The 18,174-nt window shown below is 60.9% G+C and carries 12 protein-coding genes; 10 read left to right on the top strand and 2 right to left on the bottom strand.

All coding sequences use genetic code 11. The annotated features are described in order from the left end of the window. The first annotated feature begins 19 nt into the window (after window positions 1-19). The 3 genes from L6D74_RS12860 to L6D74_RS12870 are packed head-to-tail and all read left to right on the top strand — an operon-like array spanning window position 20 to window position 4,577. Window positions 20-1,192, top strand: coding sequence for an efflux RND transporter periplasmic adaptor subunit (locus tag L6D74_RS12860; protein WP_085649011.1), 1,173 nt, complete (start codon window positions 20-22; stop codon window positions 1,190-1,192). After that, window positions 1,193-3,166, top strand: coding sequence for a MacB family efflux pump subunit (locus tag L6D74_RS12865; RefSeq protein WP_236189405.1), 1,974 nt, complete (start codon window positions 1,193-1,195; stop codon window positions 3,164-3,166). Window positions 3,167-3,173: 7 nt separating this feature from the next. Further along, window positions 3,174-4,577 carry an efflux transporter outer membrane subunit gene (locus L6D74_RS12870; RefSeq protein WP_064594777.1) on the top strand — a complete coding sequence of 468 codons (1,404 nt, stop codon included), beginning with the start codon at window positions 3,174-3,176 and terminating at the stop codon, window positions 4,575-4,577. A 102-nt stretch (window positions 4,578-4,679) separates the two neighbouring features. Here the strand turns inward: L6D74_RS12870 and pvdP are convergent, their stop codons facing one another. Further along, window positions 4,680-6,308 (bottom strand): pyoverdine maturation tyrosinase PvdP, encoded by a 1,629-nt coding sequence (gene pvdP / locus L6D74_RS12875; protein WP_236189406.1) that lies wholly within the window; start codon window positions 6,306-6,308, stop codon window positions 4,680-4,682. A 222-nt stretch (window positions 6,309-6,530) separates the two neighbouring features. On the opposite strand from pvdP, the gene pvdM reads away from it, so the two are divergent. The 7 genes from pvdM to L6D74_RS12910 all read left to right on the top strand — a co-directional run bounded on the left by pvdM (window position 6,531) and on the right by L6D74_RS12910 (window position 17,112). Beyond that, window positions 6,531-7,880 carry a pyoverdine-tailoring dipeptidase-like protein PvdM gene (pvdM, locus tag L6D74_RS12880; protein ID WP_064594775.1) on the top strand — a complete coding sequence of 450 codons (1,350 nt, stop codon included), beginning with the start codon at window positions 6,531-6,533 and terminating at the stop codon, window positions 7,878-7,880. A 28-nt stretch (window positions 7,881-7,908) separates the two neighbouring features. Further along, on the top strand, window positions 7,909-9,189 hold the full coding sequence (gene pvdN / locus L6D74_RS12885; RefSeq protein ID WP_236189407.1) for a pyoverdine-tailoring periplasmic protein PvdN: 1,281 nt from the start codon (window positions 7,909-7,911) through the stop codon (window positions 9,187-9,189). 30 nt (window positions 9,190-9,219) lie between these two features. Continuing rightward, window positions 9,220-10,113 carry a dihydropyoverdine dehydrogenase gene (pvdO, locus tag L6D74_RS12890; protein WP_236189408.1) on the top strand — a complete coding sequence of 298 codons (894 nt, stop codon included), beginning with the start codon at window positions 9,220-9,222 and terminating at the stop codon, window positions 10,111-10,113. Between the two features lie 118 nt (window positions 10,114-10,231). Then, window positions 10,232-11,881 (top strand): cyclic peptide export ABC transporter, encoded by a 1,650-nt coding sequence (locus L6D74_RS12895; RefSeq protein ID WP_064594771.1) that lies wholly within the window; start codon window positions 10,232-10,234, stop codon window positions 11,879-11,881. A 153-nt stretch (window positions 11,882-12,034) separates the two neighbouring features. Next, window positions 12,035-14,461, top strand: a complete 2,427-nt coding sequence (locus L6D74_RS12900) for a TonB-dependent siderophore receptor (RefSeq protein WP_373874468.1) — start codon at window positions 12,035-12,037, stop codon at window positions 14,459-14,461. A 291-nt stretch (window positions 14,462-14,752) separates the two neighbouring features. Next, a complete protein-coding gene (locus L6D74_RS12905; protein WP_236189410.1) occupies window positions 14,753-16,855 on the top strand; it encodes an S-type pyocin domain-containing protein in 2,103 nt (700 codons plus the stop codon). Continuing rightward, complete coding sequence (locus L6D74_RS12910; protein WP_085612870.1) at window positions 16,852-17,112, top strand: bacteriocin immunity protein; 261 nt, start codon at window positions 16,852-16,854, stop codon at window positions 17,110-17,112. Before L6D74_RS12905 ends, L6D74_RS12910 begins: the two co-directional genes overlap by 4 nt. A 99-nt stretch (window positions 17,113-17,211) precedes the next feature. Here the strand turns inward: L6D74_RS12910 and L6D74_RS12915 are convergent, their stop codons facing one another. Further along, window positions 17,212-18,159 carry an alpha/beta hydrolase gene (locus L6D74_RS12915; RefSeq protein ID WP_236189411.1) on the bottom strand — a complete coding sequence of 316 codons (948 nt, stop codon included), beginning with the start codon at window positions 18,157-18,159 and terminating at the stop codon, window positions 17,212-17,214. Window positions 18,160-18,174: the final 15 nt, after the last annotated feature.

The following is an 18,174-nucleotide window of genomic DNA, read 5'->3' on the forward strand; positions in this document are numbered from 1 at the left end:
CCACTGGCCGGAACCCTGCATGAAACGTCCCCGCCCCGCCCGACGCGCCCTGCTCGTAGTCCTTTGCTTGATCCCCGTTATCGCCTACGCCGCTTGGCAGATCCTGCCTCCCGGGCGGGACAGGTTCGCCACCGTACAAGTGACCCGCGGCGATATCGAAAGCAGCGTCACCGCACTGGGCACCCTGCAACCACGGCGTTATGTGGACGTCGGCGCCCAGGCGTCGGGGCAGATCCGCAAGATCCATGTAGAGGTCGGCGACGTGGTCAAGGAAGGTCAGCTGCTGGTGGAAATCGATCCGTCGACCCAGAAAGCCAAACTCGACGCCGGGCGTTTTTCCATCGAAAACCTCAAGGCCCAATTACAGGAACAGAAAGCCCAGCACGAACTCGCGCAGCAGAAATACCAGCGCCAGCAGCATCTCGCCGCTGGCGGCGCCACCCGCGAAGAAGACGTGCAGACCGCCCGCGCCGAACTGAAAGCCACCCAGGCACGCATCGACATGTTCCAGGCCCAGATCCGTCAGGCCGAAGCCAGCCTGCGCAGCGATCAGGCGGAACTCGGCTACACCCGCATTTATGCGCCGATGGCCGGCACCGTGGTGGCCCTCGATGCCCGCGAAGGCCAGACCCTCAACGCACAACAACAGACACCGCTGATCCTGCGCATCGCCAAGCTGTCGCCAATGACCGTGTGGGCGGAGGTTTCCGAAGCCGACATCGGCCACGTCAAACCGGGCATGACCGCCTACTTCACCACCCTCAGCGGCGGCCAGCGGCGCTGGAGCAGCACCGTGCGGCAAATCCTGCCGGTGCCGCCCAAGCCGCTGGACCAGACCAGCCAGGGCGGCGGCAGTCCTGTCAGTTCCAGCAAAAGCGGCAGCGCCCGCGTGGTGCTCTACACCGTGCTGCTGGATGTCGACAACGCCGACAACGCACTGATGGCGGAAATGACCACCCAGGTATTCTTCGTCGCCAGTCAGGCAAAAGACGTTCTCACCGCACCGGTTGCCGCCCTGCAAGGCACTGCCACGGCAAACCGGCAGACCGCGCAGGTGATCGCCGCCAATGGCGACATCCAGTCCCGCGAAGTACACACCGGCATCAGCGATCGCTTGAAAGTCCAGGTGCTGGAAGGTTTGAACGAGGGCGATCACCTGTTGATCGGCCCGGCCGACGGCAGCGGAGGCTGAATGCAGACGCCCCTGATCGACCTGCAGGACATCCGCAAATCCTACGGCGGTGGCGACGCCCCCGAAGTGCATGTGCTGCGCGGGATCGACCTGTCGATCCACGCCGGTGAGTTCGTGGCGATTGTCGGCGCTTCCGGCTCCGGCAAATCGACGCTGATGAACATTCTCGGCTGCCTCGACCGACCCACCTCTGGCGAATACCGTTTTGCCGGGGAAAACGTCGCCGGCCTCGACACCGACGAACTGGCCTGGCTACGGCGTGAAGCCTTCGGTTTCGTGTTTCAGGGGTATCACCTGATTCCGTCCGGCTCGGCCCAGGAGAACGTCGAGATGCCGGCAATCTACGCCGGCACCCCCGCCGCCGAACGCCACGCCCGCGCGGCCGCCCTGCTCGATCGCCTCGGCCTGGCCTCGCGCACCGGCAACCGTCCACATCAGTTGTCGGGCGGCCAGCAGCAGCGGGTGTCGATCGCCCGGGCACTGATGAACGGCGGCCACATCATCCTGGCCGACGAACCCACCGGCGCCCTCGACAGCCACAGCGGCAAGGAAGTCATGGCGTTGCTCGACGAGCTGGCGAGCCAGGGCCACGTGGTCATCCTGATCACCCACGACCGCGAAGTCGCAGCGCGGGCCAAGCGCATCATCGAGATCCGCGACGGCCTGATCATCAGCGACAGCGCCCGGGACAACCCCGAAGTCCAGGCCGCGGCCAACCCCGGCGCCCTGCAAGCCGTCGACCTGCGCAAGCGCCTGAGCGAAGGCGCGCAAGCGTCCGGCGCCTGGAAAGGCGAACTGGTGGACGCCCTGCACGCCGCCTGGCGGGTGATGTGGATCAACCGTTTCCGCACCGCACTGACCCTGCTCGGGATCATCATCGGCGTAGCTTCGGTGGTGGTCATGCTCGCAGTGGGCGAAGGCAGCAAGCGTCAGGTCATGGCGCAGATGGGCGCTTTCGGTTCGAACATCATTTACCTGGGTGGCGTCCCTCCGCACCCACGTGCACCGCAGGGCATCATCACCCTCGACGACCTCGCAGTGCTCGCCACACTGCCGCTGATCAAGCAGATCATGCCCGTCAACGGCGCCGAAGCCGTGGTGCGTTACGGCAATCTCGATCACAACAGTTACGTGGGCGGCAACGACACCAATTTCCCGAAGATTTTCAATTGGCCGGTGGTTGAAGGGGCTTACTTCACCGCCGCCGACGAAGCCAGTGGCGCTGCGGTTGCCGTCATCGGCCACAAAGTCCGAAGCAAGTTGCTCAAGGACGTCGCCAATCCCATCGGGCAGTACATCCTGATTGAAAACGTGCCCTTTCAAGTGGTCGGGGTTCTCGCCGAAAAAGGCTCCAGTTCCGGCGATTCCGACAGTGACGACCGCATCGCCATTCCCTACTCCGCCGCCAGCACGCGCCTGTTTGGCACGTATAACCCGGAGTACGTCGCCATCGCTGCCGCCGATGCACGCAAGGTCAAGGAAACCGAACAGGCAATCGAGCGCATGATGCTGCGCCTGCATAACGGCAAAAAGGATTTCGAACTGACCAACAACGCCGCCATGATCCAGGCCGAAGCGCGTACGCAAAATACCCTGTCGCTGATGCTCGGATCGATTGCGGCGATTTCGCTGCTGGTCGGCGGGATCGGCGTGATGAACATCATGCTCATGACCGTGCGCGAACGTACCCGCGAGATCGGTATTCGCATGGCCACCGGCGCTCGCCAGCGCGACATCCTGCGTCAGTTCCTCACCGAAGCGGTGATGCTCTCGGTGGTCGGCGGGATCGCCGGTATTGCCCTGGCGTTGATCGTCGGTGGCGTGCTGATCCTCAGTGACATCGCCGTCGCCTTCTCGCTGCTGGCAGTGCTCGGCGCTTTTGGCTGCGCCCTGATCACCGGTGTTGTCTTCGGCTTCATGCCGGCCCGCAAAGCTGCCCGGCTCGACCCGGTCACGGCCCTTACCAGTGAATGATCGATCTATGAAACCGCGCTTCAGTTTGTTGACCGTGTGCCTGATTCTCAGCGCCTGCGCCAATCCCCTTCAGCGTCCGGACAGCGGCTTGCAGCCTCCCGCCGCGTGGCAGTCAGCGCAGGCTGCCAGCACTGCCCGCAACAACCCGCAATGGTGGACGCAGTTCGGCAGCCAGGAGCTCGATCGCCTGATCGAACAGGCTCGCACTGGCAGTTTCGACCTCGCCGCCGCCATGGCACGGGTACGCCAGGCCCAGGCCGGCACCGTGATCGCCGGCGGCTCACAATTGCCTGAAGTGCAGGCCACGCTCAATGCCAATCGGCAGAAACTGTTACGCGGCAAGGGCTACAGCCAATTGGACGCCGACAGCAGTAACAAGGCCGTGGATTACTTCGACGCCAATCTGAATGCCAGTTACGAAATCGACTTTTGGGGTGGCAAACAAGCCTCTCGCGACAGTGCGCAATTCGCCTTGCAGGCCAGCGAGTTCGATCGTGCCACGGTGGAGCTGACCTTGTTCGGCAGTGTCGCCGACACCTATGCGCAAACCTTGTCGCTGCGCGAGCAGAGCCGCATTGCCGAGCTCAATCTGGCCAACGCGCAAAGCGTTTTGAAACTGGTGCAAACACGTTTTGACTCAGGCTCAGCCACCGCCCTGGAACTGGCTCAGCAGAAAAGCCTGGTAGCGGCCCAGCAACGGCAATTGCCGCTGGTGCAACAACAGGCCCGGGACGCTTCGATCAGCCTCGCAGCCCTGCTGGGTCGCCCGGTTCAGGCTCTCGTGCTGAACCGGGAATCGTTCGATCAACTGCATTGGCCGGAAATCGCCACTGGCGTGCCAAGCGATCTGCTCAATCGCCGCCCGGACATCGCGCGCGCCGAAGCGCAACTGGCCGCCGCCGAGGCCGACGTAAAGGTTGCCCGCGCTGCCATGCTGCCGACTGTCAGCCTCAGTGCCGATATCGGCTCCGGGGCCGACCAGTTCCGCGACGTTCTGCGCAACCCCTTCTACAACCTGACCGCCGGATTGATCGGGCCGATCTTCAATAACGGTCGTCTCGGCGCAGAGCGCGACAAAGCCACTGCGCGCCAGGAAGAACTGCTGCAGAACTATCGCGGCGCGATCATCAATGGCTTCGCCGATGTCGAAAAAGCCTTGAACAGCATTCGCGGCCTCGACGAGCAACGGCAATGGCAAAGCGAGGAGCTGCGGCAAGCGCAAACGGCGTTCGACATCGCCCAGAGTCGCTACCAGGCCGGCGCAGAGGATTTGCTGACGGTGCTGGAAACCCAACGCACGCTCTATGCCGCGCAGGATTTGAATGTGCAGTTGAGATTGTCACGAATGCAGGCAAGCATTGCCTTGTACAAGGCATTAGGCGGCGGCTGGCAGGTACTGGCATCGCGCTGACCTGCAAGTGCAATCGCCAGCAGGCCGGGCCCCACCACATTCATCGGTGCAGCTGAATGGGTGGGGGGGGCAAGCCTGCTGGCGATGGCAGTGAATACCGTCTCAGACCGGAGTCTGTCTGGGCTTCAGATGACGCGCATACCACGGACGCTGCGGCACCTTGCGCAACAACGACGACAACACTTTCTCGTCATCGCTGAAGGTGATGCGCAGGGCCAGCTTCATGGTTTCCGGATCCATCTCCACTGACTTGCCTGGCTGCAGGCCCGGTACCGTGCTGCAGCCGTGGGTGCTCGGCCCAAGCCATGGGTCGGCGACTTCCACCCAGCGTCCCGGTGCAAACCACGGCACGCCATTGACCTGCAAGCGACTGACTTCGCCCGGATGAAAGCGCTCGTGCGCGCGGAACCAGTCTTCCAGACGATCATCGATCCAGCCATGGAACGCCCAGAACACCGGGCTCACATGAGAGGAGAACGGATCGCCCAGGAAATCGTTTTCAGCGGCGTACCAACGCGCGGAAAAATCGGCCGGATCACGCGCAAACGGCACCGGGTGACCGTTGGAGGGATCGCGCGGCACAGACGCCCAGCGCATGTGCAGCCAGTCGTGCAGCCCCAGCTCAACCTCCGAGCCGAACTGCCCCAAGGTCAGTTTGGCCAGGTAGCGCGGGTCACGGTAGCGCGATTCCCACACCAGGAAATTACTGTGATAAGTCTCGGCCGTCTTGATGTCGCTGACCCATTGCGAGTATTCGTCATCGTCCTCGGCCAGCCAGGTCGGCGGCAGCGAAGTGCCGTCGTGATTGTCGAAATAATCGGCAAAACCCTGGCGATCGCGGATCAATTCCGGCTGCGGCAGGGGAAAATGCTGCCACGACGGCAGATCCTGCATTGATCGCGCCGTGCCCAGCATGTGCCGGTGCATGAAGAAGAAATCGATACCCGAGCCATTGCGATCCTTGCGCGGGCCACGGGCGTCGCGCTCCTTGCCACGCGGGCCAGGCTGCCAGCCGATACCGCGCAGGGCGCCGCGTTTTTCCTCGCTCAAGGTGTGCCACTTGTCGCGGCTGGCGTGCCAGAGTTGGTGGAACAGGCGGTGCTCGGGGGAGATCAGCCAGGCCAGCAACGTCGGGTTCAACCCGGCCCGCTCGCGTGCCTCGGGGAACATGCGTTTTACGGCAATAAAACGATTGTCCTGCGCCGGCAGCATTAACGGCCGATCCAGTCTGAGGACGCGCCCGCTGAGGCTGCCGCTGCCGGCGTTGCCGAACCCGCCCCAGACTTCATCCAGCGCCATGTTGAATTCGTAGTCCGGTGCACCGTCGGCCGCCGATGCGCTGACCAGACGCCAGCTCAACTGCGAGGCTTTGACATCGGCGAGGTCCGCGAGAATGCGGTAGCGCGGCGCCTGAGGCGAGCGCAAACGCTCGGCCGTGTCGAGAAAGCCGATAACGCCGCGCCCTTTGTGGGCCACATCGAGAAACACTTCCAGACCGTCCCTGGGCAAACCCGCGATACCGGCGTCATGGCCCTCGAAACGAATCTGCCAGATACCGCGCAGCGCATCCGCCAGGCGTTGCCCGGCAACATCCGCGATGTCGAACGACGCCTCACCCGGGGTGATCGTCGGATCCGGCTTCGTCCATTCACGATGCCCAAAATACGCTGCTGGCACAGCGGCGCCGGTCAGTGCCAGGCCCGCCATGAACCATCGTCGAGAAATCTTCATTGCCCTACCTGTGTCAGCCATGAAGCAGGCTTTATCCAAGCTAGAACGTTTGTTGCAGAGGTAAATTTATGGCGCCCCGAAAAGTTCGCAGCCTTCGGCAGTGCCTGAATCGGGCTGCGTTCTTTTCAGCCAGGCCTAAATTACCCGGCTGCCCAGTCGTTCCACCCAAATAGCGAAGGCCCCTGCGCCCGCAACTCGACGGCGAACCTGACTGAGATGGCAATGACAACACCACGTTCGAAAAAGGCTCTTTACATTGGCCTGCCGCTGGCCCTGGCGATCAGCGCTGCCGCAGGCTTTGCGGTCTGGGAACACTGGTTCAAGGACAATCCCGGCTACCCGGTCAAAGTCATGCAGCAAGCCGATGAGTTGCAGGATCGGATCATTTCGTTCGATAGCCACATCACCGTGCCGCTGGATTTCGGCACAGCCGGCAACGAAGCCGACAAGGATGGCAGCGGCCAGTTCGATCTGGTGAAAACCGCCCGCGGGCGCCTGTCCGGTGCCGCCCTGACGATCTTCGGCTGGCCGGAAATCTGGAACGGCGCCAACGCGCCACACCGTCCCACCGCCGGTTTTGTAGAAGAGGCCCGCTTCGAACAGGAAACCCGCTACAAGATCATCAGCACCCTGGTCCGCGATTTCCCCAATCAGGTCGCCATCGCCTACACCCCGGACGATTTCCGCCGCCTGCATGGCGAAGGCAAGTTTGCGATTTTCATCAGCATGCTCAACGCCTATCCACTGGGCAACGATCTCAACGCCCTGGACAAGTGGGCCGCACGGGGCATGCGCATGTTCGGCTTCAGTTACGTGGGCAACAACGACTGGGCCGACTCTTCGCGCCCCCTGCCGTTTTTCAATGACACCCGCGATGCGCTTGGCGGTCTGTCGGACATTGGCAAACAGGCCGTGCATCGGCTCAACGATCTGGGCGTGATCATCGACGTCTCGCAGATGTCGACCAAGGCCCTGGAACAAGTCGCACAACTGAGCCGCGCACCAATCGTGGCCTCCCATTCGGCTCCCCGGGCGCTGGTGGATATCCCGCGCAATATCAGCGACCAGGAAATGCAACTGATCAAGAACAGCGGCGGCGTCGTGCAGATTGTCGGTTTCCCGACTTACCTGCGCCCGTTGAGCCAGGCCACCCAGGACAAGCTCAACGCCTTGCGTGCGAAGTTTGATCTGCAGCCGCTGCAGGGCCTGGAAATGGCCTTGATGCCTGGCGACCCGATCATCACTGTGTGGCCGGAACAACGCTTTGGCGAGTACGCCGGCCAGCTCTATTCAATCGTCGACGAAGAACCCAAGGCCAACCTCAAGGACTTCGGTGACGCCATTGATTACGCCGTGAAGAAAATCGGCATCGACCATGTCGGCATCAGTTCCGACTTCAACGATGGCGGCGGCCTGGATGGCTGGAAGGACGTCAGCGAAGCGCGCAACGTAACCGCCGAGCTGATCTCGCGTGGGTACAGCGAGGCCGACATCGCCAAATTGTGGGGCGGCAACTTCTTGCGGGTCTGGGAACAGGTACAAAAATCCTCCAGGCCTGTGGTCAACCGCTGACACCTCTTCGAACAAGCGATCTGATCTCATGACCAACCGTCGTTCTTTCCTCAAACAGGCCGGCATCCTTGCCGCCGGCCTGCCCTTGGGCGCTGCCGTCAACCTGCCGGCCGGCGCCGCCAATCCACAACCGCCCGCCGGAAACAAATGGGCGCAATTGCGCCAGCTGTTCGATCAGGACCCGGATTACCTGCATTTCGCCAACTTCCTCGTGACCTCCCATCCGCGCCCGGTGCGCGAAGCCATCGAGCGTTACCGCGCAACCCTCGACCGCAACCCCGGACGTGCGATGGATTGGGCTCTGGGTGAAAGCGAAAAGCGCGAGCAAGCCGTGCGCGAATGGGCCGGTCGCTACCTCAAGGCCAAGTCCGAGCAGATTGCTCTCACCGGCAGCACCACCGAAGGTCTGGCGCTGATCTATGGCGGCATTCATGTACGCGCCGATCAGGAAATCCTCACCACCGAACACGAACATTACTCGACGAATTACACCTTGGGTTATCGCCAACAGAAAGATGGCGTAAAGGTGCGCAAACTGAAGTTGTTCGACAGCAGCGCCAAAGTGTCCGTCGACGAAGTGCTGAGCAACATCGACAAAGGCATTCGCCGCGAAACACGCGTATTGGGCATGACCTGGGTGCAATCGGGCAGCGGCGTGAAACTGCCGATCGGCGAGATCGGCAAACTGGTGGATCAGCACAATCGCCAGCGCGAGGAAAAGGATCGCATCCTGTACGTCGTCGACGGCGTGCATGGTTTCGGTGTCGATGACCTCGACTTCCCCGACATGCATTGCGACTTCTTTATCGCCGGCACCCACAAGTGGATGTTCGGCCCCCGCGGTACCGGGATCATTTGCGCACGTTCCAGCGAACTCAAGGACGTCACCCCGACCATCCCGACCTTTTCCGAGGCCACCACGTTCTCGACCATCATGACCCCCGGCGGGTATCACAGTTTCGAACACCGCTGGGCACTGGACGAAGCGTTCAAGCTGCATTTGGCGCTGGGCAAACGCGAGGTGCAAACGCGCATTCACGAACTCAACACCTACGCCAAGAACCGCTTGCTGGAACACCGCTCGATTGAACTGGTAACACCCCGCAGCGCCGATTTGTCTGCCGGTTTTACCTTCTTCCGGATCAAGGATCGCGACTGCGAACAGGTCGCCGCCCAGCTCATGCAAAACCGCGTGGTGTGTGACGCGGTGGAGCGCGACGTCGGCCCGGTGATCCGCATCGCCCCCGGCCTGCTGAACAGCGAAAACGACATCGAGCGTTTCATGGCCGTACTCGACAAACAGCTCTGACACCCCGCTTTCCTTTAAACGAGATGACTCATGAAACGTGATCTGTTGCCCCCTGCCCACGGCGCCAACGCGCTCAAGGCACTGGCCCTCGCCGCCCTCATGACCGGTCTGCTGCCGACTGCCGCACAGGCCGCGACACCGCCCGCCGCGGGTAAGGTATTCAAGGACTGCAAAGACTGCCCGGAAATGGTCGTACTCCCGGCCGGCACCTTTACCATGGGCACGCCTGAGGATGAAGTGGGCCGCGAACCTGACGAAGGCCCGATGCATGAAGTAACCTTCGCCAAACCCTTCGCCATGAGCCGCTTCCAGATCACCGCCGGTGAATGGGACAGTTACATTCGCCAGAGCGGTGCAGTGATCGCCAACGGCGACACGCGCCCCGGTCGCGAGTGCATCGCCAGCAAACCGCGCTATCCGCAAACCTCGCGTCAGCCGGCGGTGTGCATGGATTTCCAGGACATCAAGAACTACGTCGCCTGGCTGTCGAAAAAAACCGGGCAGAAGTACAGCATGCTCAGTGAAGCCCAGCGCGAATACGGTGCCCGGGCAGGATCCAAAGGCCCTTTTCCCTTCCCGTTCGACGAGGGCAAAGGCTATAGCATCGCCAAGCACGCCAACACCTACGGCCCGGCGGACGGTTACAGCTTCAGCTCACCGGTGGGCAGCTACCCGGCCAACGCCTTTGGCCTGTATGACATGCACGGCAATGTCTATGAATGGGTCGAAGACTGCTATCACCCGGACTATAAGGGTGCGCCAACCGATGGCAGCGCGTGGCTTGAACCCAACTGCGACACCCTGCGCATTCGTGGCAATGACTGGGGGGAAGCGCCGGTATTCTCTCGTTCGGGCAACCGCAACGACATCGATCCGAAGACCCGCGGCGACTGGATCGGTTTCCGTGTCGTGCGTGAGTTGTAATCCGCAGTAACGCTTCTGCTCTCCCCACGGTCGCCGCCAGTCGGCGACCGTCTAAATTAAGCTCCGGATCAGACGTTCTACAGGGTATCTGCCTTACGACCCAAGGAACTGTCCTGTCATGACCCAGCCTACGCGCGGTGCAATTCATGAATTGTTCACCCTACTCAAACCTTTTCGGCTCGTCGTCGCACTGTCGGTCATTCTGGGGATGGTCGGTGGCCTGAGTGTTACGGTCCTGCTGGCCACCATCAATAACGCGCTGCACTCCGAATCCGGCCTGACCCAAGGCGTGGTCGCGCTGTTCGGTGGCCTGTGCGTGCTGGCGCTGCTCAGCTCGATCTGCTCGGACATCGGCACCAACTATGTCGGCCAGCACATCATCGCCACCCTGCGCAAACAGCTGGGCGAGAAAGTGCTGTCGGCACCGATCGAACAGATTGAACGCTATCGCAGCCATCGCCTGATTCCGGTGCTGACCCACGACGTCGACACCATCAGTGACTTCGCCTTCGCCTTCGCGCCACTGGCCATCTCGCTGACCGTGACCCTCGGTTGCATGGGGTACCTGGCGATGCTGTCGTGGCCAATGTTCCTGATCATGGTCGTGGCGATCCTGATCGGCACTGGCATCCAGTACTTCGCCCAAGGTCGCGGGATCAAAGGTTTCTTCGCCGCCCGTGACGCTGAAGACGAACTGCAAAAGCACTACAACGCGATTGCCGAAGGCGCCAAGGAACTGCGCATACACCGCCCGCGCCGCCAGCGCATGTTCAACAGCGGCATCAAGGGCACGGCCGATTTCATCTGCAAGACCCAGATCAAATCGATCAACACGTTCGTGATTGCCAAGAGTTTCGGCTCGATGCTGTTCTTTGTGGTCATCGGTCTGGCGCTGGCCCTGCAATCGTTCTGGCCCAGCGCTGACAAAACCGTGATGAGCGGTTTCGTCCTGGTGCTGCTGTACATGAAAGGTCCGCTGGAACACCTGGTCGGCACGTTGCCGGTGGTCAGCCGCGCGCAGATTGCCTTCCGCCGCATCGCTGAACTGTCGGCGCAGTTCTCCTCGCCCGAGCCGCATCTGTTGCTCAGCGATCAGGGCAAGAAAGCCGAGCCGGTGCAGAGCCTGGAACTCAAGGACGTGCGCTACGCCTTCCCGGCCGTGGGCGAGGCCAAGCCGTTCACGCTGGGGCCGGTGAACCTGAAGATCGAACAAGGCGACATCGTATTCATCGTCGGCGAAAACGGCTGCGGCAAGACCACCCTGATCAAACTGCTGCTGGGCCTGTATCCGCCACAACAAGGAGAAATCCGTCTCAACGGCGAATGCGTGACTGCCCTCACCCGCGACGATTACCGCCAGTTGTTCACCACGGTGTTTGCCGACTACTACCTGTTCGATGACGTGGTGCAAGGCGATACGCACATTCCCGACGACGCCAACAAATACCTGCAACGCCTGGAAATCGCCCACAAGGTCAGCGTGCAGGACGGCAGCTTCACCACCACCGACCTGTCCACCGGCCAGCGCAAGCGTCTGGCGTTGGTCAATGCGTGGCTGGAGGAGCGCCCGGTGCTGGTGTTCGACGAATGGGCCGCGGATCAGGACCCGACCTTCCGCCGGATCTTCTACACCGAGCTGCTGCCCGATCTCAAACGCCTGGGCAAGACCATCATCGTGATCTCCCACGATGACCGTTATTTCGATGTCGCCGACCAGTTGGTGCGCATGGATGCCGGCAAAGTCAAAACCGCGCTCAACCCGGCCTGATACGCCAACCGCTCAGGGATGAGCTGATCCCGCCTTCGCGCGATAGCAGAGACTTTCGCGGTTCGCGGGATTTTTCCGGTTTTTACGCAGTGTTGCGTCTAATTATCATTAACTAATAAAACTGCACTCGCACTTCAGGAGCATCCCGAGCAAATGCAAGCCTTAAAGTTGTCCCGCACCCCTCTGGCCGAGGCCATCTCCCGCCGCAATCCGCGTGGCGCAATGCTGTCAGGTGCTCTGCTGACGCTGATGCTGTTGGGCAGCACCCAGGTTCAAGCGACGCCGGTCGACGTCAACATCCCTGCGCAACCGCTGTCCCGAGCACTGCAACAGCTGGGGCAACAAGCCAATCTGCAGATTCTCTACAGCCCGGAATCCCTGGCTGGCCTGAACTCGAACGCGGTATCCGGGCACCTGGAGCCGAAACAGGCACTGGACAACTTGCTGCTGGGGAGCGGCATGACCTATCAACTGACCGGCAACTCCGTTTCGCTGGTGCCGGCCACCGGTGCAGGCGCGGGAAACGCACTGGAGCTGGGCGCGGTATCGATTTCCGGCAAGGCGCCGGGGTCGACCACTGAAGGCTCCGGGCTTTACACCACGTACTCGTCCAGCAGCTCGACGCGCCTGAACCTGACACCCAAGGAAACCCCGCAGTCACTGACCGTCATGACCCGTCAGCGCCTCGACGACCAGCGTCTGACCAACCTCAGCGACACCCTCGACGCCACACCGGGCATCATTGTGCTGCGTGACGGCCAGGGCGCAGAGTCCGACGGTTACTTCTCCCGTGGTTTCGAGATCCAGAACTTCGAAATCGACGGCGTGCCGACCGTCAAGCGCATGGACAACTACACCCAGAGCATGGCGATGTACGACCGTGTGGAAGTGGTGCGTGGCGCCACCGGTTTGATCAGCGGCCTGGGCAGCCCTTCGGCCACCATCAACCTGATCCGCAAGCGTCCGACTGCCGAAGCTCAGGCCAGCGTCACCGCTGAAGCCGGCAACTGGGATCGCTACGGCACCGGTTTCGATGTCTCCGGGCCGCTGACCGAAACCGGCAACATCCGTGGCCGACTGGTCGGCGACTTCAAGACCGAACAGTCCTGGATCGACCGCTACAAGCAAGATTCGCAGCTGATGTACGGCATCACTGAATTCGACCTGAGCGAAGACACGCTGCTGACCATGGGTTTCAGCTACCAGCGCACCGACGTCGATTCGCCAATGCGTTCGGGCCTGCCAACCCGCTTCACCGATGGCTCGCGCACCAACCTCAGCCGTTCGCTGAACTCGGCGCAGACCTGGTCGTATAACGATCACGAACAAACCAGCTTCTTCACCTCGATCGAACAGCAGTTCGGCAATGGCTGGAGCGGCAAGGTTGAATTCACTCACTCCGAGAACAAGTTCGACGAGGTCTTCAACTACGTCAACGGTGGCCTGAACCCGGACGGCAGCGGCACGACCCAACTGCCGGTGCGCTTCTCCGGTACCCCGCGCCAGAACAACATCGACGCCTACCTGACCGGCCCGTTCGGCCTGCTGGGTCGCGAGCATGAGTTGATCGCCGGTGTGACCCTGTCGCAATACAACGAAAACGTGCCGAACTACGGCAGCTGGAAATACGACTACTCCGGCTCCCCTGCCGGCGCCATCGACAACCTGCTGAACTGGAACGGCGACTCGGTCAAACCCGAATTCAACGTCACCGGCAAATCCACCGTCGATGAAACTCAATACGCCGCGTACCTGGCCACCCGCCTGCGTGCCACCGATGACCTGAGCATCCTGCTCGGCAGCCGCGTGGTCGACTGGCATCGCGACATCGAAGACAAGCCGTACGGCGGTGCAGAAACCAAGACCAAAGAATCGGAAACCGGCGTCTACATTCCTTACGCGGGTGTGGTCTACGACGTCAACGACACTTGGTCGCTGTATGCCAGCTACACCAAGATCTTCAACCCGCAATCGTCCTGGGTACGCGACATCAACAACAAGCCTCTGGACCCGATGGAAGGCACCGGCTACGAAGTCGGCGTCAAGGGCAGCCACTTCGATGGCAAGCTGAACTCCAGCTTCGCGCTGTTCAAGATCGAGCAGGACAACCTGGCGATCTGGATCGACACCCCGGGCGGCAACACCTACAAATCCGAGCAAGGCACCACCACCAAAGGTGCTGAGTTCACCCTTGATGGCGAACTGGCCGAAGGCTGGCAAGCGTCTGCCGGTTACGCCTATGCCGTCAGCACCGATGCCGAAGACCAGCGCATCGTCACCACCCTGCCCCGTCACAGCCTCAAGACCTTCACCAGCTATCGCCTGCCGGGCATCCTGGACAAAGTCACCGTTGGCGGCGGTGTGAACTGGCAGAGCAAGACCGGTGCCGACCTGCATACCTTCCAGCAAGGCAGCTACGCCGTCACCAACCTGCTGGCGCGTTACGACATCAGCAAAAACCTCAGCGCCTCGGTCAACCTGAACAACGTATTCGACCGCGAATACCTCAGCTACGCCGGCGACCACGGCATGTACGGCGCACCGCGCAACATCATGACCGGCTTCAAGTACACGTTCTGATTTAACCGCTGCAACACAAAAAGCGCCCCGGCCAAACCGGGGCGCTTTTTTTTATGGATGAAGGTTTAACGGCACTACAAAACATGCGGCTTGAAAGGTATTTCCTTTCGTTGCATAGGAAACGTCCGATTACATAAAAGAAGCATCCACCAAAACCCTCTTTTCGGCGAAAACTTCCGCCTTATCTCCTGTCAGCGCCTACAGAAGACTCGGATATTTCCCTGAGCACTTCGTTGTAACTTTGATTGGCAGGAAGCAATTGACTGCTCACCCGTTACTTATCGAAAAACAATGCACATTCAAAAGGATATGAATATGCAAAAACCATCGTCGTTCGAATTGACCGAGGCCGTCCACACAATCGGGAAAGCACCTCCAGGCATGCGAATAAACCCCTCGACCGGCACCACGATTCCCAACAGCGGCCGATTCGGCCCTCCGCGAAGCACCGGCCAATATCAGCAAGTACTGCAAAACTTTACCGGCCCGCTGGAGGCGGAATATCAAGGCAAGACAGCACAGATTCCGCAGACCATCGAAACGGATCTGGCAGCCGCACGACAGGAAATCTCGACCCACCCGCTACCACCGGCTGCATCGTTGGTCCGCGAGCTGGGTGTACGCAACACCGTGATTCAGCGAAAAAACCAACAACTGCAACACCAGACCCATTTGTCCCACGGTTTCTACGGCAGCGATCCTACCGACAAAACGGTTTCCCAGTTCCTCTCCCGCGCACAGATCATCGACCCGATTCTCAGCCCCAACGGCCCGGGAATGAACCTGTGGAAACTGTCCTATCGAGCAGCGCTCGAAGCCAGATTGCTGGCTCAGACCCTCAACGTTCTTCATCAACAACAAGCCAATGTGCACAACTGGCTGGCTACCGTGCAGGCCAACGAACAGGCACAAGCCGCTGCCGCCGAAGCGGCGCGTCAGGCCGCCGAGCGCGCCAGAATCGCCGCTGAACAGCAGCGTCAGCAGGCGTTGGCAGATGCAGCACGTCGCCAGCGTGAACAGGCAGAGGCTCAGCGCGTGGCTGCCGAACGGGCCCTTTTCGCCGCCGAGCAGCAGCGTCAACATGCATTGGCCGAAGAGGCTCGTCGCCAACGTGAACTGGCAGAGACTGAACAGGCGCGGGTTCAAAGAGAACAGGAAGCACAGCGCTTGAAGGAGCAGCGTCAGGCGCAGAGGAAGGCCAAAAGGAAAAAGCAGCAGCAAGCGCGCCGGGCCAGGGCCAGATTGGCCGCGCAACAAAAACGCCTGCATGAAAAATGGCAAGCCGAGAGCGACGCCCGCTGGCAAAACCCGACATTTGCCAACGTTGGTTCACTGGCTGCGTTTGACTCAACGTTTAGCGGCACGCTCGGCCACATCGCCACCAGCCAGGCCACCTCACTGGCGCTCAGAACTGCTTTGCGCACCGCCGTTTCTGTCGTGAGCGCCGCAGCGGCGCCCGTTCTGGTCGGTTTCGCAGCACTGCTGATGCCATCCAGGCTGGGCAATGGCGATCTTTATTCGGCCAGTGTTCCGCTCTCGGAACTCGCTCCCGATCTGAACGCTGTCGACCTGTACGAACGGGCGGCCAGCGGCAAAGATGTCGACCTGCCGGTGAGGCTCGGTTCCAGGACGATCGGCAACCGCGCGGAGATTGTTGTCGTCGGTACGGACGGCGTCACAGTACCGGCCAACGTGCCGGTAAGACTGGCCCGTTTTGATGCAGGAAAAAATGCGTACATCTCCGGCGACGCCGAGGCCAAGGGTCCCACCCTGACCTGGACACCTTTGGTACAACCGCTGAATCCTTCGACGGATTTGCCGTTCGCCGACACCGATCTGCCGATCTACGAAGGTGCAACGGTCACCCCGCAAGGCGGGCGAATCGACCCCTTTCCCGAACTGGACCAGTACGACTTCGGTGGCTTCATCACCGTATTCCCGATCGAGTCCGGCATCCCGCCGACCTTCACGATGTTCAGGGATCGTCGTCAGGATCCGGGAGTCGCTTCGGGGAATGGGCAAGTGATATCGGGGAATTGGCTGGGGGCCGCGTCAACCCCGGAAGGTGCGCCGATACCCGCGCAGATTGCGGATACGCTGAGGGGACAGGAATTTTCCAGTTTTAAAGCGTTTAGGCGGGCGTTTTGGAAGGCAGTGGAAAGTAATGAGCAATTAATGCATGAGTTTCCATACTTTAATCAACTCGATATCAAAAAGGGGCTTTCACCACGTGCCCCCCAAGCAGAACATGTAGGGAGAAGGGTAAAAATAGAGATACATCATGTTGTGCCTATCGGTGAAGGTGGCATGGTTTACGATGCAGACAATCTCCGACTGTTGACACCGCGCCAACACATAAAAATCCACGCCAAGCAGAGGAGGACCAAACAATGAAATTTAAATCCAGGTTTGAAGAATATACAGAGTCAGAGTTTATCGCCCTCATAAACCGCTTGGTTGAAGGAGACTACTCATCCGAGAGAGAGCACGACGCGATAGTGGACAACATAGTGAAAATTTCGGAACACCCGAGCGGCTCGGATATTTTGTACTACCCTGCCGAGGGGGTCGAAGACAGCCCCGCTGGTGCATTAAAAGCCATCAAGGAATGGCGGGCCGCCAACGGAAAACCAGGTTTCAAACCGGAATAGTCAGTTCCTGAAACGCGCCCTCTTCGCGAGCAAGCTCGTTCCCACAGAGTCGGGTGTTGATGGCCTGGTGTGTGGACGCGCACATCAGGCCAAGTCGGATCAGACCGTTTCCGGATACATCACGGTGCGCAGCACGCTCACCAGTTCCTGATAGATCGCCTCCACCTCTTGCGTGACCATGCGCATGCGCAGGAAGTCATGCACGTGGCCACTGAACTCTCGGCATTCAAGCAATCCTCCGGCGCTGGCCAGACGTTCGGCGTAGGCGCGGCCTTCGTCCACCAGCGGGTCGAAGCCTGCCAGGGCGACGTAGGCCGGTGCGGCGCCGGCAAGGTCGGTGCTCAGCAGTGGCGAGAAACGCCAGTCGCGGCGGTCCTCAAGGCAGCGGGCGTAGTGTTGGTAGAACCATTCCAGGGTATCGCTTTCCAGCAGATAACCTTCGCCGAGCAGGTCCATCGATTCACGGCGCTGCGAGGCGTCGGTTACCGGGTAGCACAGCAATTGCAGGCACGGTTTCAGCGCGCCGGGCGCGCGCGCCTCAAGCGCCAGCACGGTCGCCAGCGTGGCGCCGACGCTGTCGCCGCCAAACACCAGGCGCGACAGGTCGAGATCGAATTCGCCGGCCTGTTCGCGCAGCCAATCCAGTGCATCGGCACAATCGTGCAACGCCACCGGGAATTTGTGTTCCGGCGCGCGGCGGTAGCCGACCGACAGCACTGCACACGGCGTGCGCGCGCAGAATTCACGGCAAATACCGTCGTGGGAATCGAGGCTGCCGACCACAAAACCACCGCCGTGCAAAAACAGCAGCACCGGCAGGACACCACCCCTGTGCAACGGACGGTACAGCCGCAGGGTCAGCTCAGCGCCGTCGCGGGCAAGATGTCGCACCTCACTCACTTCGACATCCGGCACGTCCCAGCGCATCTGTTGCGAGGACCGCTCGAACGCCTCACGGGCCTGCTCAGGTGTCCCTTGGTGAAACGCGCCGTTCTGACTGTCTTCGACCAGATCAAGAAACGCCGCTACTTCCGAATTCAATGACATGCACCACATCCCGGG

The organism is Pseudomonas pharyngis (genome assembly GCF_021602345.1).
In the GTDB taxonomy this organism is placed as follows: Bacteria; Pseudomonadota; Gammaproteobacteria; order Pseudomonadales; family Pseudomonadaceae; genus Aquipseudomonas; species Aquipseudomonas pharyngis.

Excerpts from the sequence above, each read along its gene's own strand:
- L6D74_RS12860 (WP_085649011.1), top strand. The coding sequence starts at position 20 with ATGAAACGTCCCCGCCCCGCCCGACGCGCCCTGCTCGTAGTCCTTTGC.
- L6D74_RS12865 (WP_236189405.1), top strand. The coding sequence starts at position 1,193 with ATGCAGACGCCCCTGATCGACCTGCAGGACATCCGCAAATCCTACGGC.
- L6D74_RS12870 (WP_064594777.1), top strand. The coding sequence starts at position 3,174 with ATGAAACCGCGCTTCAGTTTGTTGACCGTGTGCCTGATTCTCAGCGCC.
- pvdP (WP_236189406.1), bottom strand. The coding sequence starts at position 6,308 with ATGAAGATTTCTCGACGATGGTTCATGGCGGGCCTGGCACTGACCGGC.
- pvdM (WP_064594775.1), top strand. The coding sequence starts at position 6,531 with ATGACAACACCACGTTCGAAAAAGGCTCTTTACATTGGCCTGCCGCTG.
- pvdN (WP_236189407.1), top strand. The coding sequence starts at position 7,909 with ATGACCAACCGTCGTTCTTTCCTCAAACAGGCCGGCATCCTTGCCGCC.
- pvdO (WP_236189408.1), top strand. The coding sequence starts at position 9,220 with ATGAAACGTGATCTGTTGCCCCCTGCCCACGGCGCCAACGCGCTCAAG.
- L6D74_RS12895 (WP_064594771.1), top strand. The coding sequence starts at position 10,232 with ATGACCCAGCCTACGCGCGGTGCAATTCATGAATTGTTCACCCTACTC.
- L6D74_RS12900 (WP_373874468.1), top strand. The coding sequence starts at position 12,035 with ATGCAAGCCTTAAAGTTGTCCCGCACCCCTCTGGCCGAGGCCATCTCC.
- L6D74_RS12905 (WP_236189410.1), top strand. The coding sequence starts at position 14,753 with ATGCACATTCAAAAGGATATGAATATGCAAAAACCATCGTCGTTCGAA.
- L6D74_RS12910 (WP_085612870.1), top strand. The coding sequence starts at position 16,852 with ATGAAATTTAAATCCAGGTTTGAAGAATATACAGAGTCAGAGTTTATC.
- L6D74_RS12915 (WP_236189411.1), bottom strand. The coding sequence starts at position 18,159 with ATGTCATTGAATTCGGAAGTAGCGGCGTTTCTTGATCTGGTCGAAGAC.